This is a genomic window from Kitasatospora sp. Root107 (assembly GCF_001424875.1).
Classification (GTDB): Bacteria; Actinomycetota; Actinomycetes; order Streptomycetales; family Streptomycetaceae; genus Kitasatospora.
Map to the genome: position 1 here is coordinate 362,976 of NZ_LMCT01000012.1, position 13,039 is coordinate 376,014.

Consider the following 13,039-nt stretch of genomic DNA (forward strand, 5'->3'; position numbering starts at 1 on the left):
TGGTCAGGATGTGCGGGTGGTGGCCGCCGCGATCAACTCGGCCAGGGCGGTGGCCGCTTGGGGCGGGAGCGCGGCCCGTCCAAGTGCGGTACGGGCGGCGGCGGCCCGCTGGGTGATCAGCTCCTCGACCCGGGTGCGGGCGCCGGAGCGGATCATGATGTCGCGCAGCTCGTCCAGCTCGGCCGGACCGAGGTCGGCGCGGCCCAGCAGGGCCCGCAGCCGCGCACGGTCCGCTTCGGCCGCCCCGGTCAGGGTGAGGGCGAGCAGCGCCGTGGGCTTGGCGCCCGCCAGGTCGTCCAGGTTGGACTTGCCGGTCCGCCGCGGGTCGCCGAAGACTCCGAGCAGATCGTCGCGGAGCTGGAACGCCTCGCCCAGCGGCACCCCGTAGGCGGTGAAGGCGTCCAGCAGCGCAGGTGGCGCCCCGGCGAGCCGTCCACCGAGGTGCAGCGGGTGTTCGACGGTGTACTTCGCGGTCTTGTAGCGGACGATCTCCAGCGAGCTCGCCGCCGACGGCGCCGCCCGGGTGCGCAGGATCTCCAGGCACTCCCCCGCGACCAGCTCGCGGGCGAGCGTCGCCCAGAGCGGGCGGGCCCGCGCCAGGTAGGCGGCGGGGAGCCCGCAGCCGGCGAACAGCTGCCCAGCCCAGGACATCAGCAGATCGCCGACCAGCATCGCCAGTGCCCGGCCCGAGGCGTCGCGTCCCGGCCCCTCCGCGACGGCGTGCCGCAGGGCCAGGTGCGCGGTGGGCGCACCCCGGCGGATCGGGCTCTCGTCGATCAGGTCGTCGTGCACCACGGCCGCCGCGTGCACCAGCTCCATCGCCGCTGCGGCCCGCACCATCGCCTCGCTGTCCGGCTGCCCCGCCGCCCGCCAGCCCCAGTAGGCGAACGCCGCCCGCAGCCGCTTGCCGTCCGCCACCGCGACCTGTAACTGATCGGCCACCGGCTTGAGTTGAACGTCGATGGCGACCAGCAGTCCGGCCTCCTCCTCGACGAAGGCGCGCAACACCTCGTCGATCCGCGACTTGAGCGTCGGATCCCGCACCGGCTCAGCCATCGGGCGACGGCCGCCGGGAAGCCGCCGCCCGGCGGGCCACCGCCTCCAGGTGGGACTCGGACGCGGGCGCGAGGCGGCCCAGCAGGAGTTCGCCGCGGATCCTCAACTCCTGCTGCCCGTCCGCCACCACCTCCTGCAGATCGGACCGACCGAGCACGCCGCGCACGCGCCGCAGCAGCCCCTCCGCCTGCTCAAGCCCGAGATCGACGACCCCGGCCAGGAGTTGGACCGCCTCGGCCCCCCGATCGGCGTGCTGCTCCGCGCTGTCCCGTGCCGACACGGCATCCCCACCCTTCCCGGTGGCTCGGCAGTGACCGGCGTCCGCCGGGCGGCGGCGCGGCACGCACGAGCGACGGTGATCCTTCCCTGCCCGACTCGGCCCAGTCCGCAGTTCAGCCGAACCAATGGAAAGTTGACGATGCATCACCAGCGTGCCGGCCACCTGTGGTACTGCGCGGCTACAGGGCCCGGAAGGCGAGCAGGGCGATGTCGTCGCGGGCGTCGGGGACCTGGGCCAGGAGGTGGTCGCAGAGGTCGTCCAGGGGTTGGTGCCGGGCATGGTGGGCGGCGGCCAGCAGGCGGTCGAGGCCGGTGGTGAGGTCTTCGCCGGGGACTTCGACCAGGCCGTCGGTGTAGAGCAGGAGGGTGTCGCCGGTGGCGAGGTCGGCGTGGTGGGTGTGGCGCGGTTCGGCCGGAGCCACGCACAGCGGAACGTCCGCCTCGGCTGAGGTGAGGAAGCGGGGCTCGCCGGTGGCAGGGAGCAGCAGGGGTGGCGGGTGTCCGGCGTTCGACCAGGCGGCCTGCCAGGCGGGGCCAGGGCCGGGCCCGGTGCGGGTGAGGTGGAGGTGGACGGCGGTGGCGAAGGTGCCGACGCCGAGCCCGTCGGCGGCCCGGTCGAGTGCGGTGAGGACGTCGGCAGGGGTCTGGGTCCGGGTCCGGTTGTAGGCCAACGAGCGGAGCATGGCGCGGAGTTGGCCCATGGTGGTGGCCGCAGTGAGGTCGTGCCCCGACACGTCGCCGATGGTCAGCACGAGCGGGCCTTCGGACAGCAGGAAGGCGTCGTACCAGTCGCCGCCGACCTCGGCGGCCCGGTTGCCGGGCTGGTAGCGGGCGGTGATCCCGGCGCCGGGGACGGTGGGCGGGTCGGTGAGCAGGGCCCGTTGCAGGACCAGGGCGACCTGGCGGGTCCGCTGGAGTTCCAGGGTCTGACTCAGGGTGCTCTGGGTGCGTTGCAGGACGTCGCGGAGGAGTTCGATGTCGCCGGCACCGGGCGGCGGCCCGTCCTGACAGGTGGCGGCGGCCGCGAGGACGGCGGTGGTGCCGTCGATGACCAGCGGCAGCAGGGTCAGGCTGGTGGCGTGCGCCTCGGCCAGCCAGCGGGCGGACTCCTCGGGCACCACCCCGGGCGGCACCTCCCCTGGTGGGAAGGTCAGCAGCACCGGGGTCCGTTCGGCGACCGCCCGGAGCGCGGCAGGGCCGAGCCGGAAGGTCTGTTCACGCAGCGCGGGTAGGGGTGGCAGTCCGGGCCGGGCGACGGAGGCAATCCGGGTGCCGATGGTCTGGTCGGGCCGGCCGGTGCTCTGCCGGGTGGAGAGCAGGAACACCGTGCAGGCATCGGTGAGATCGGGCACCACCAGTTCGGCGACGGCGGCGAAGGCGTCCTCGGGCCGGGCGCTCGCGGTCACCGTCAAGCTGCCGGCCAGCAGCCGCTCGCGCTGCCGGGTACGCCAGCGGTCCTCGACGTCGGCGGTCGCGCCGATCCACTCCACCAACTCGCCCTCGCGCACCACCGGCACCGCGCGGACCGAGATGTGCCGGTACGTCCCGGAGGCGAACCGCAGCCGGTAGGTGTACTCGAACTTCGAAGGCTCGCCCGCCAAGGCGTGCCTCCACCGCTCCAACAGGCTCTCCCGGTCCCGGGGGTGGACGAATTCGAGCCACGCCTCGTCCATGGTGTCCCGCCAGGGGTGTCCGGTCAGCCGCTCCCAGCCGGGCACCAGCTCGGTCATCGACCCGTCGGGGCTGGCCACCCAGACCAGCTGGGAGACGGCCGTGACCAGGGCCTCGTACCGCTCGAGGGCGTGCAGCCGTTCGTCGGAGAGCCGCTCGGCGTCCTGGACGGAGTGCACCTGCGCGGTGGTGTCGATGGCGGCGATCAGTACGCCGGGGCCGTGGCGGGAGGAGACCGGCGAGCAGCTGTAGACGAAGTGCCGGTGGTCCGGTTCGCCCGCGCCGCCCAGGGTGTGGGGCGTGGTGACCTGCCGGGCCGTGCCGTCGGCGAGCACCAGGTCGAGGGTGCGGACGAAGCCCTCCTGCTCGGGCCCGGCGAACAGCTCCCCGACCGGCACGTTCAACGACCGGGGCCCGAACAACTCCTGGAAGGCCTCGTTCCGGTACACGAGACGGTGCTCCGGCCCTGCGGTCAGGGCGATCGCGACGATCGCCCGGTCGAAGACCTCCGGCGCCAACTGCGGTTCGGCCACCCTGGCGCTCCCTCTCCGCGTACGCCCGGTGATCCCCGGCGGACCCGTTGAACGCTACCTGTGGACACCGGCCCGACCTCGAAGCCGGAGTCCCGCCGTCGGTACGTGTCGCGAGCCGAGGCCCTGGAGCTGGCGCCCCTGGTCTCCCGGTGGCTGGAACGCGGCAGCACCGCCGTCGAGTTGGCGCGGGCCCTGTTGCCCGGTCTGCCCGCCACGATGCACTCCCCGGCAGCGGTGATCCGCTATCGCCTGGAGCGCAGGATGCCATCCGTCCAGGCCCCTGACGTGCCGTCAACCGCTCGGTACGCCGAGTGCGGCAAGTGCCACGACCCGGTACCCAGACCCGGCATCTGCCGACCGTGCGCGGGGCTCGGCACCCGCCAGGCGGCGGTCGGCGGTGGTGCGGCGGTGGCCCACACCGGTGCCGCCCGGGCCCGGGACGCCATGCGGGCCGCCAGGACGGCGATGCCCCGATACCTGGGCCACGAGCCGGCTGCCACAGCGAGCTGAAGCATCCGCGAACGCGTGGCGAGCTCGCCGAGGAGCCGCTCGTGCCGACGCTGCACCGGGCCGTCCGGCTCCAGCGCGAGACGCCGTAGGCTGCCGGGCATGCGAGTGAGCCTGCGTCAGATCGTGGTGGACTGTCGGGAGCCGAGCGCGCTGGTGCGGTTCTGGGCCGGGGTGCTCGGCGGCGAGCCGGTGGACCGGGAGCGGGGCTGGGCGCACGTCGAGGCGCCCGGGTTCGGCCGGCTCGCGTTCCAGCCCGTACCGGAGGACAAGGCCGGGAAGAACCGGCTGCACCTCGACCTCGCGGTGGACGACGTCGAGGCAGCCGCCCGGGTGGCGGTCGGCCTGGGGGCCACCCGGGCCGGGGAGCTCGTCCGCGACGACCAGGGGGCGTTCCAGACCATGCGCGACCCGGAGGGCAACGAATTCTGCTTCGTCAGCGCCTGACCGGCATGCCGCCGTGCGGGCTGTCGACTACCAGCGGGATCGACCCCTCGGCGAGGTAGTAGTGGCCCGGGTACCAGTCGACGTGCAGGTGGCCGCCGTCCTCCTCCTCGGCCATGGCCTGCAGGTTCTCCGCGAGCACCGCCCGGGCGGCGGCGTCGCCGCTGATCAGCAGGACCCGCTGCTCCAGGTCGAGGTGCACTAGCACCCCGGGGCCGGATGTCCGCCGGGCCTCGATACCGCTCGGGGTACTGCCTGCATCGGCGCCGACGAAGCCCTCACCGGCAGCCACCGCGCGTGCCAAGGCGGACAGTTCGGCCGCCGACCCGCTGATCAGGACCTCACCACAGGCGGGATCGGACTCCAGCTTCACGGACACAACTCCTTCTGAACCGGCTCAGGCGACCAGCTGATGTGACATCCGGTCACCCCGTCACCGGGTGTCCCACCAGCGGGGGGCGGTGTCGTCCGGGTGGTCGGGGCTGGTGAAGTGGAAGGGGAGGCCCAGGCGTTCGGCGAGGGCCCGGCCGAAGGTGTCGGCCTCGGTGGCCTCGGGCCAGGTGGGGGGAGGGCCGTCGAAGAGGCGTAGGTCGGTGCCTCGGCGGATCATCCCGAGTTCGTGCTCGGCGCGCGGGTCAGCGGTGACCGCGAGCAGGACGACGAACCAGCCGGTGGTGTCGCCGTCCCAGACCGCCTCGATGGCGTCCGGGCGGGTGGGCAGCGTCCGGACCGTCCCGTAGAGCCGGTCGAGGTCGAGCGGCGGGGACGGGGTGAAGGGCGTCGATCCCAGGGCGAGGTAGCGGTCGTTCAGCACGTCAACGGCGGCGTGAATGCCCGGCTTCGGCGGTTCGAACGCATCCCTGATCACCTTGATCGCCCACACGTTGCGCCCCAGCCCGACCAACTCGTCCACTTCGGCTCGGGTCTGCTCGGACAGGGCCGCCCAGATGTCGTTCTGCATGCTCGTATCCAAGCCCCACCCACAGCGGGCGGTCATCCGGTTTTACGGGACCAGGCTCTATAAACCTGATGTATACCTCGTGTGTATAGTCGAGCCCCGACGGACCGCCGGGGGTGTGGTGGCCGTACTGTGAACGACCGAAACGACACGGAGCCGTGCGATGACCGCACCTGCCACGCTGCTCTCGGCCCGAGGGCTGCGCAAGAACTTCGGGCTGACGCCCGCGCTGGACGACGCCTCGATCTCGGTGGCGGCGGGCGAACTCGTCGCCGTGATGGGGCCTTCAGGGTCGGGGAAGTCCACGCTGCTGCACTGCCTGGCGGGGATCAGCCGGCCGGACGACGGCAGTGTGGCGTACCGGGGTCGGGAGTTGGCCGGGTGTACGGATGCGGAGCTGAGTGCGCTGCGGCGGACCGAGTTCGGCTTCCTGTTCCAGTTCGGGCAGTTGGTGCCGGAGTTGAGCTGCCTGGAGAACGTGGCGCTGCCGCTGCGGCTGAACGGGATGCGGCGGGCGGCCGCCGAGGCCAGGGCGCTGGAGTGGCTGGAGCGGCTGGAGGTCGGGGAGGTGGCGGCGCACCGGCCGGGCGAGGTGTCCGGCGGGCAGGGGCAACGGGTGGGCGTGGCACGGGCGTTGATCACCGAACCGTCGGTGGTGTTCGCCGACGAGCCGACCGGCGCGCTGGACTCGCTGAACGGTGAGCGGGTGATGGCGCTGCTGGCGAGCGCCGCGAAGGAGACCGGCGCGGCGGTCGTGCTGGTCACCCACGAGCCGAGGGTGGCCGCGTACGCGGACCGCGAGGTCGTGGTCAGGGACGGCCGCACCCGGGATCTGGCGGCAGCAGCGTGAGCGACCGCGTGAGCGCCCCGACCAACGGGACAGCGAGGCCCGGGCAGCAGGTGCGCTCCCGGCTGCTGGCGCACTTCGCGCTCGGCGCCCGGCTCGCGCTGGGCAGCGGCCGCGAGGGCTGGGGCCGGCTGCTGCTGACCGCCGCCGGGGTCGGCCTCGGGGTGGCGCTGCTGCTGTTCACCGCCTCCTTTCCCGGCATCGTCGAACACCGCAACCAGCGGCTCTACCTGCAGAACGACACCTTCGACGAAGGCCCGGCCGGCCCGGGCGAGCACAGCGTGCTGGTCGCCGACGCGGACACCAGGTACCGGGAGACGCCGATCCGGGGACGGGTGGTGCAGCCCGAGGGAGCGCAGGCCACCCTCCCACCGGGCCTGGCCGCCTTCCCCGGGCCGGGACGGATGGCCGTCTCGCCCGCCCTCGCGGACCTGCTGGACGAACCCGCCAACCGCCTGCTCAGGGAGCGGCTGCCGTACCCGGTGACCGGCACGATCGGCCCGGACGGGCTGCTCGGCCCCGGGCAGTACGCCTTCGTGCTCGGCGCCACGGACCTGTCGGTGGACGGCGGGGCGCACCGGGTCACCGAGTACGGCCACTTCGCGCCGCCCAAGCCGATGGACCCGCGCCTGGTGCTGCTCAACGTGGTCGGGCTGATGGTGATGCTGGCGCCGGTCGGGGTGTTCCTGGCGGCGGCCGCCCGGTTCGGCGGCGAGCGCCGGGACCAGCGGCTGGCCGCACTGCGGCTGGCCGGGGCGGACCGGCGGATGACCGCCCGGCTGGCCGCGGGCGAGTCGCTGGTCGGCTCGGTGCTCGGGCTGGCGGCCGGGGTGGTGCTGTTCCTGATCGGGCGTCAGCTGATCGAGCGGCTGACCGTGGCGGGGTTCAGCTTCTACGCCTCCGACATCTCGCCCCATCCGCTGATCGCGCTCGCGGTGGTGCTGGTGGTGCCGGTGCTGGCCGTCCTGGTCACGGTGCTGGCGATGCGCCTGGTCACGGTGGACCCGCTCGGGGTGGTGCGGCGCACAGGTCCGGAGCGGCGTCGGCCGTGGTGGCGGGTGATGCTGCTGGTGGCCGGGCTGCTGGTGGCCGGCGCGGGGAAGGCGCTGCCCAGCGCCTACACCCCGGTCGGTGGCCCGCCTGACGACCTGATCGACTCGGGGCCGGACACACTGGGTTCGCTGGTGGTCTCGTTCGGCGTGCTGCTGATACTGACGGCGCTCTGCACCTTGCTGCCCTGGCTGGTCGAGGCGGTGATCCGGCAGGCAAGGGGCGGTTCGCTGTCCTGGCAGCTGGCGATCCGCCGGCTGCAGCTCGGCACCGGTCCGGCGGCCACCGCCGTGAGCGGAGTGGTGGTCACGGTGGCCGGGGCGATCGCCCTGCAGACGCTGTTCATGAGCGTCAGCTACCAGTACACCGCGCACCGGACTCCCCCTGACGCCTACCGCTACCAGCAGAGCGTGGGCTTCCCCGGTGCCGGAGCCGACGCAGCCGTGCTGGCCGCCCGGCTCGGCCAGTCGCCCGGGGTGGCCGGGACGCTCGGCTACACCGAGTTCTACCTGGCCGGTCCGGCGGGGCGGGAGTGGGACGGCGCCGTGGTGCGGATCGCCGACTGCACGGCACTGGCCGAGCTGGCGACCCTGTCGGACTGCCGGGACGGTGACGCCTACCTGACCGGTCCGACCGGGGAGACCGGCGTGACCGCGCCGATGGTGGCGGGCAGTCAGGTCCGGGCCCAGTACTTCCGGGGCGAGGGTGAGCCCCCGGCCTGGACGGTGCCCACGATCACGGCCACCGTGGCGTCCCGGCTCGGGGTCTCGCCGTACGACGGGCCGAGGGCGGGTGGTCAGCTGCTGCTGACCCCGGGCACGGTCCCGCCCGCCGTGCTGCGCGGGCAGCCCGCGACCGTCCTGGTGACGATGTCCGCCGGGGTGCCCGATCAGGCCGAGCGGCTGATCACGGACGCCATGGTGATCTCCCCGCAGGCCCGGACCAGCTTCCCGCTCACCTGGGAGCCCGACCACACCTATCTCGCCGTCAAGCGGGTGCTGACCGCCGGGGCCGGGGTCACCCTGCTGCTGGTCTCGCTGAGCCTGCTGGTGGGCCAGTTGGAGCGACTGCGGGAGCAGCGCCGGATCCTGGGCGTGCTGTACGCCTTCGGCACCCGGCGCCGGGTGCTGGCGCTGTCCGTGCTGTGGCAGACGGCGATCCCGATGGCGCTCGGCCTGGCGCTGGCGGCGGGCGGCGGACTGCTGATGGGCACGGTGCTGCAGTACGCGGCCGGGATGGACTTCGCCTTCGACTGGGGCGCGATGCTGACTCTCTCGGGAGTGGCGGCCGGCTCGGTCCTACTGGTCACCACGGCCGGGCTGCCGCTGCTGTTCCGCCTGATGCGCCCCAGCGCGCTGCGGCACGACTAGCCGGCGGCCTCAGCACGCCAGCAGCTCGACCGCGACCGGGATCGCGACGGTCAACTCCGGGACCGCCAACGCGACCTGAACGAGAATCAGTGCGGTCATCGCCCGGCCGCCGTCCAGCGCGTACACATCGGCTGTCCGGCCGGTCCCCACCAGTTCCATGGCAGGGACCGTAGCCGACGGCCCGTCAGTCCTCCAGCGCCAGCAGGTCCTCGACGGTCTGGCGGCGGCGGATCAGGCGGGTCTCGGGGCCGTCGACCAGCACCTCGGGGATCAGCGGGCGGGTGTTGTAGGTGGAGGACATGCTCGCTCCGTAGGCGCCGGTGTCGTGGAAGACCGCGAGGTCGCCGATCTCCACCCGGGGCAGCGGGACGGGGAGCACGTCGCCGCCCGGCGCCTGGGTGAAGACGTCGCCGGACTCGCAGAGCGGCCCTGCCAGCACGGTGTCGATCAGGGGGGCGGCGACCTCGGTGCCGTCGCGGAGCACGGTGACCCGGTGCGCGCTGCCGTACATGGCGGGGCGCATCAGGTCGTTGAATCCCGCGTCGACCAGCACGAAGTGGTTGCTGCCGACCGGCTTCTGGGCCCGGACCTCGGAGGCCAGCACGCCCGAGTTGGCGACCAGGAAGCGGCCCGGCTCGATCTCCAGTCGGACGGGGTGGCCGAGTTCACCGGCCAGCTCGCGGCGGGCGGCGTCCCAGATCCGGAAGTAGCGGTCGGTGTCCACCTCGGGCTGCCCGGCGGCGTACGGGACGGAGAGGCCGCCGCCCGCCGAGATGGCGCGGATGTCATGCCCGGAGATCCTGACCTGCTTGAGCATGGTCTCGCAGACCGCCTCCAGGTGGCCGTAGTCCACCCCGGAGCCGATGTGCATGTGAAAGCCGGTCAGGTCGAGGCGGTACCGGTCGACCAGGTCGAGGGCCGAGGCCAGGTGCTCGTGCCAGATGCCGTGCTTGCTCTGCTCGCCGCCGGTGTTGGTCTTGCGGCTGTGGCCGTGGCCGAAGCCGGGGTTGATCCGGATCCAGACCGGGTGGCCGGGGGCCGCCTCGCCGAGCTGTTCGAGCATCTGCGGCGAGCCCGCGTTGACCGGGATGCCGAGCTCGACCACCCGGGCCAGGGTGGCCCGGTCGAGCAGGTCGGCGGTGAAGACGATCGGCTCGTCGGCGCCGTCCGGCCGGTATCCGGCCCTGAGCGCGCGCTCGATCTCGCCGAGCGAGACCGAGTCCACCGCGACACCCTGCTCGCGCATCAGCCGGAGCAGGTGGGTGTTGGAGCAGGCCTTCTGGGCGAACCGGACGGTGTCGAACTGCCGGAGCTTCGCGATCTGAGCCCGGATGATCTCCGCGTCGTAGATCCAGACCGGAGTGCCGAACTCCTCGGCGACGGCGGCGATCCGAGGGCCGGGTATTGCGGTGGTCATCACGGGCTCCAGGGCAGGCAGGTGGTCCTTCGATCCTGCTGGATCGGGCCCGGAATCCGCAGAGCTGTCCGCCTGGTGGGCGGTCCGCTGGACACCCGAGGGCAACGGCCGGCCGCGCGGCACCGGGGACGAGAATACGTACGAGCAACGTACGAGAGAGCGGAGCAGGGCGATGGACGAGGTCTGTGTGATCGGCGGCAACCGGTACTTCGGGCGGCGGGTGGTCGAGCTGCTGCGGGACGGCGGGGCGAAGGTCACCGTGCTGAACCGGGGGTCCGCGACCCCGCCGCCCGGGGTCGCGCACGTGGTGGCCGACCGGGACGACGAGGCCGGTCTGCTCGCCGCGCTGGGCGGTCGGAGCTTCGACGTGGTGCTGGACCAGGTGCTGTACCGCCCGGAGCAGGCCGAGATCGCGCTGCGGGTGTTCGGCGGCCGGGCCGGCCGGTACCTGATGACCTCGACGGTGGAGGTCTACGACCAGGTGCACGGGGTGCCCGGACGGCCGCTCGGCGAGGCGGAGTTCGACGCCGCCGCCTGGGCCGGGGCGCCGTCCGACGAGTACGCCGAGGGCAAGCGGGGCGCCGAGGCGGTGCTGGCCCGGCAGTCCGCGCTGCCGTACGCGGCGGTGCGCACCGCGCACGTCCTGGGCGGCGGCGACGCCGACTTCACCGGAAGGCTGGCGCACTACGTGGGGCGGATGCGCAGCGGGGCGGAGATCGTCGCGCACCGGCCGAGCCGCCCGGCCACCTTCGTCGAGTACGGCGAGATCGCCGACTTCCTGGTCTGGGCGGCGGGTTCGGATGTCACCGGGCCGGTGAACGCCGCTTCGCACGGGGAGCTGGACGTCCGGGAGCTGTGCGCACTGATCGCCGCGCAGGGCGTGCCCGAGGCCCGGTTCACCGAGGCCGGGGAGCCGTCGCCGTTCTCCTTCGGGCACTACTACGGGGTGGACAACGCGCGGGCCGAGCAGCTCGGTTACCGCTTCTCCCGGCTGGCCGACTGGCTGCCCAAGGTCATCGAGGAGCAGGTACGGGCTTGACGAACCGTCTGGCCGGTCCGGGCACGGAGCATTACAGCCTGCTGAACACTGATCTCCATTAGGAAACTTTACTAACCTACCTGTTGACCGCCGACGTCCCATGCCGGGATGCTCCCGCCATGTCCCTTACCAGAAGCAAGACTTCGGTCGCGCTCTGCGCGGCCACGGCAGCCGGAGCGCTGCTCACCAGCCTGCTCGCCCTGAGCCCCGCCAACGCCGCCCCGGGCAACCTCGCACTCAACCGGCCGGTCACCGTCTCCTCCACCGAGAGCAGCACCTACTCCGCCGCCAAGGCCGTCGACGGCAGCGGCACCACCCGCTGGGCCAGCACGGAGGGCGTGGACAACCAGTGGATCCGGATCGACCTCGGCGCCGGCACCTCGGTCAACCGGGTCGTCCTCAACTGGGAGGCCGCGTACGCCAAGGCGTACCGGGTGGAGCTCTCCGACGACGGCAGCAGCTGGCGTCAGGTGTACTCCACCAGCACCGGCGACGGCAGCATCGACGACCTGACGGTCAGCGGCACCGGCCGCTACCTGCGGGTCTACGGCACCGCCCGTGGTACGGCATACGGCTACTCGCTCTTCGAGGTGGAGGCGTACGGCAGCGGCGGCACCCCCACGCCGACCCCGACGCCGACGCCCACCCCGACCCCGACGCCCGGCGGCGTCAACGTGCCGTTCGGCAGCCACTCCTTCCCCTACGCCGCCGGCACCATCAAGGTCTCCGGTGACCAGGCCGCCAACGACGCCAAGGTGGTGGCCTACTACCAGAAGTGGAAGGCCGCCTTCGTCACCTCCAAGTGCTCGAACAGCGCCTGGTCGGCGATCGCCTCCACCGACGCGGACCACCCCTACGTCGCGGAGGGCCAGGGCTACGGCCTCACCGTCCTGGCCACCATGGCCGGAGCCGACTCCGGTGCCAAGACCTCCTTCGACCGGGTGCTCCGGTTCGTCCTCGACCACCCCTCGGTCAACAACGCCGACCTGCACGCCGCCGAGCAGGACGCGAGCTGCAAGAGCGTCGACGGCAGCGACTCCGCCACCGACGGCGACCTGGAGATCGCGTACGCGCTGCTGCTCGCCGACCGGCAGTGGGGCAGCGCCGGGACGTACAACTACAAGGCGCTCGCGGTGAAGCGGATCAACGCGATCAAGGCCAGCGAGGTGGTGGCCGGCACCAAGCTGACCAACTTCGGCGACTGGTCCGACGGCAACTACAACACCATGAGCCGTACGTCGGACTGGCTGCCCGGCCACTTCAAGGCCTTCAGGAAGGCCACCGGCGACACCGCTTGGGACGGCATCCTGACCGCCCACCAGAACGCCGTCAGCCACCTGCAGAGCTCCTACTCCCCCAGCACCGGGCTGCTGCCCGACTTCGTGGTCAACACCAACACCAGCGACCTCAAGCCGGCTCCCGGCAAGGTGCTGGAGTCCACGCTGGACGGCGCCTACTCGTGGAACGCCTGCCGTGACCCGTGGCGGCTCGGCGTGGACGCGCTCACCACCGGCGACGCCAAGTCGCTGGCGGCGGTGCGGAAGATGAACACCTGGATCAAGTCGGCCACCGGCGGCGACCCGAGCAAGATCGCCCAGGGCTACAAGCTGAACGGCTCGGTGGCGGAGGCCGGTTCCTCGGTCGCCTTCATCGCACCGTTCGCGGTGGCCGCCGCCACCGACGCGTCCAGCCAGGCCTGGCTGGACGCGCTCTGGAACAAGATGAACGCCACGCCGCTGGACCCGAGTGGCTACTACGGCGCCAGCATCCAGCTCCAGGTGATGATCGCGATCACCGGGAACCACTGGCTGCCGTAGCGGGTGGAGCGGACGGGTCCGGGTCAGGCAGCCCCCGGACCCGTCCGCGCT

At 72.8% G+C, this 13,039-nt stretch carries 13 protein-coding genes; 6 read left to right on the top strand and 7 right to left on the bottom strand.

The features are described from left to right. Positions 1-3: 3 nt before the first annotated feature. The 3 genes from ASC99_RS13365 to ASC99_RS13375 form a co-directional block, all read right to left on the bottom strand. Entirely contained in the window at positions 4-1,056 is a 1,053-nt protein-coding gene (locus tag ASC99_RS13365) for a polyprenyl synthetase family protein (protein WP_057231592.1), read from the bottom strand. Further along, positions 1,049-1,336, bottom strand: coding sequence for a hypothetical protein (locus ASC99_RS13370; protein WP_057231595.1), 288 nt, complete (start codon positions 1,334-1,336; stop codon positions 1,049-1,051). The genes ASC99_RS13365 and ASC99_RS13370 overlap by 8 nt, the downstream gene beginning before the upstream one ends. A gap of 178 nt (positions 1,337-1,514) precedes the next feature. After that, a complete protein-coding gene (locus ASC99_RS13375) occupies positions 1,515-3,539 on the bottom strand; it encodes a SpoIIE family protein phosphatase (protein ID WP_057231596.1) in 2,025 nt (674 codons plus the stop codon). A 105-nt stretch (positions 3,540-3,644) separates the two neighbouring features. Here ASC99_RS13375 and ASC99_RS13380 point away from each other — a divergent pair, with 105 nt between their 5' ends. Both ASC99_RS13380 and ASC99_RS13385 read left to right on the top strand, forming a co-directional pair. Next, positions 3,645-4,049, top strand: coding sequence for a hypothetical protein (locus ASC99_RS13380; protein WP_157531507.1), 405 nt, complete (start codon positions 3,645-3,647; stop codon positions 4,047-4,049). A 99-nt stretch (positions 4,050-4,148) separates the two neighbouring features. Further along, on the top strand, positions 4,149-4,493 hold the full coding sequence (locus ASC99_RS13385; RefSeq protein ID WP_057231600.1) for a VOC family protein: 345 nt from the start codon (positions 4,149-4,151) through the stop codon (positions 4,491-4,493). Here ASC99_RS13385 and ASC99_RS13390 read toward each other — a convergent pair. Beyond that, positions 4,483-4,863, bottom strand: coding sequence for a hypothetical protein (locus ASC99_RS13390; RefSeq protein WP_057231602.1), 381 nt, complete (start codon positions 4,861-4,863; stop codon positions 4,483-4,485). The two genes, ASC99_RS13385 and ASC99_RS13390, sit on opposite strands and share 11 nt — an antisense overlap. Positions 4,864-4,923: 60 nt before the next feature. Continuing rightward, a complete protein-coding gene (locus ASC99_RS13395; protein WP_057231604.1) occupies positions 4,924-5,451 on the bottom strand; it encodes a hypothetical protein in 528 nt (175 codons plus the stop codon). 160 nt (positions 5,452-5,611) lie between these two features. Between ASC99_RS13395 and ASC99_RS13400 the strand changes: the two genes are divergently transcribed. Further along, positions 5,612-6,298, top strand: coding sequence for an ABC transporter ATP-binding protein (locus ASC99_RS13400; RefSeq protein ID WP_057231606.1), 687 nt, complete (start codon positions 5,612-5,614; stop codon positions 6,296-6,298). After that, positions 6,295-8,715, top strand: coding sequence for an FtsX-like permease family protein (locus ASC99_RS13405; RefSeq protein ID WP_157531508.1), 2,421 nt, complete (start codon positions 6,295-6,297; stop codon positions 8,713-8,715). Before ASC99_RS13400 ends, ASC99_RS13405 begins: the two co-directional genes overlap by 4 nt. Positions 8,716-8,724: 9 nt before the next feature. On the opposite strand, the gene ASC99_RS38470 is transcribed toward ASC99_RS13405, so the two are convergent. Then, positions 8,725-8,874, bottom strand: coding sequence for a hypothetical protein (locus ASC99_RS38470; RefSeq protein WP_157531509.1), 150 nt, complete (start codon positions 8,872-8,874; stop codon positions 8,725-8,727). Between the two features lie 25 nt (positions 8,875-8,899). After that, entirely contained in the window at positions 8,900-10,132 is a 1,233-nt protein-coding gene (gene lysA / locus ASC99_RS13410) for a diaminopimelate decarboxylase (protein WP_057231610.1), read from the bottom strand. A gap of 172 nt (positions 10,133-10,304) precedes the next feature. On the opposite strand from lysA, the gene ASC99_RS13415 reads away from it, so the two are divergent. Both ASC99_RS13415 and ASC99_RS13420 read left to right on the top strand, forming a co-directional pair. Beyond that, complete coding sequence (locus ASC99_RS13415) at positions 10,305-11,171, top strand: reductase (RefSeq protein WP_057231611.1); 867 nt, start codon at positions 10,305-10,307, stop codon at positions 11,169-11,171. A gap of 119 nt (positions 11,172-11,290) precedes the next feature. Beyond that, positions 11,291-12,988 (top strand): glycosyl hydrolase family 8, encoded by a 1,698-nt coding sequence (locus ASC99_RS13420; RefSeq protein ID WP_082598291.1) that lies wholly within the window; start codon positions 11,291-11,293, stop codon positions 12,986-12,988. Positions 12,989-13,039 lie beyond the last annotated feature (51 nt).

Coding starts and splice junctions, on each gene's coding strand:
- ASC99_RS13385 (WP_057231600.1), top strand. CDS start 4,149: ATGCGAGTGAGCCTGCGTCAGATCGTGGTGGACTGTCGGGAGCCGAGC.
- ASC99_RS13400 (WP_057231606.1), top strand. CDS start 5,612: ATGACCGCACCTGCCACGCTGCTCTCGGCCCGAGGGCTGCGCAAGAAC.
- ASC99_RS13415 (WP_057231611.1), top strand. CDS start 10,305: ATGGACGAGGTCTGTGTGATCGGCGGCAACCGGTACTTCGGGCGGCGG.
- ASC99_RS38470 (WP_157531509.1), bottom strand. CDS start 8,874: ATGGAACTGGTGGGGACCGGCCGGACAGCCGATGTGTACGCGCTGGAC.
- ASC99_RS13365 (WP_057231592.1), bottom strand. CDS start 1,056: ATGGCTGAGCCGGTGCGGGATCCGACGCTCAAGTCGCGGATCGACGAG.
- ASC99_RS13420 (WP_082598291.1), top strand. CDS start 11,291: ATGTCCCTTACCAGAAGCAAGACTTCGGTCGCGCTCTGCGCGGCCACG.
- ASC99_RS13395 (WP_057231604.1), bottom strand. CDS start 5,451: ATGCAGAACGACATCTGGGCGGCCCTGTCCGAGCAGACCCGAGCCGAA.
- lysA (WP_057231610.1), bottom strand. CDS start 10,132: ATGACCACCGCAATACCCGGCCCTCGGATCGCCGCCGTCGCCGAGGAG.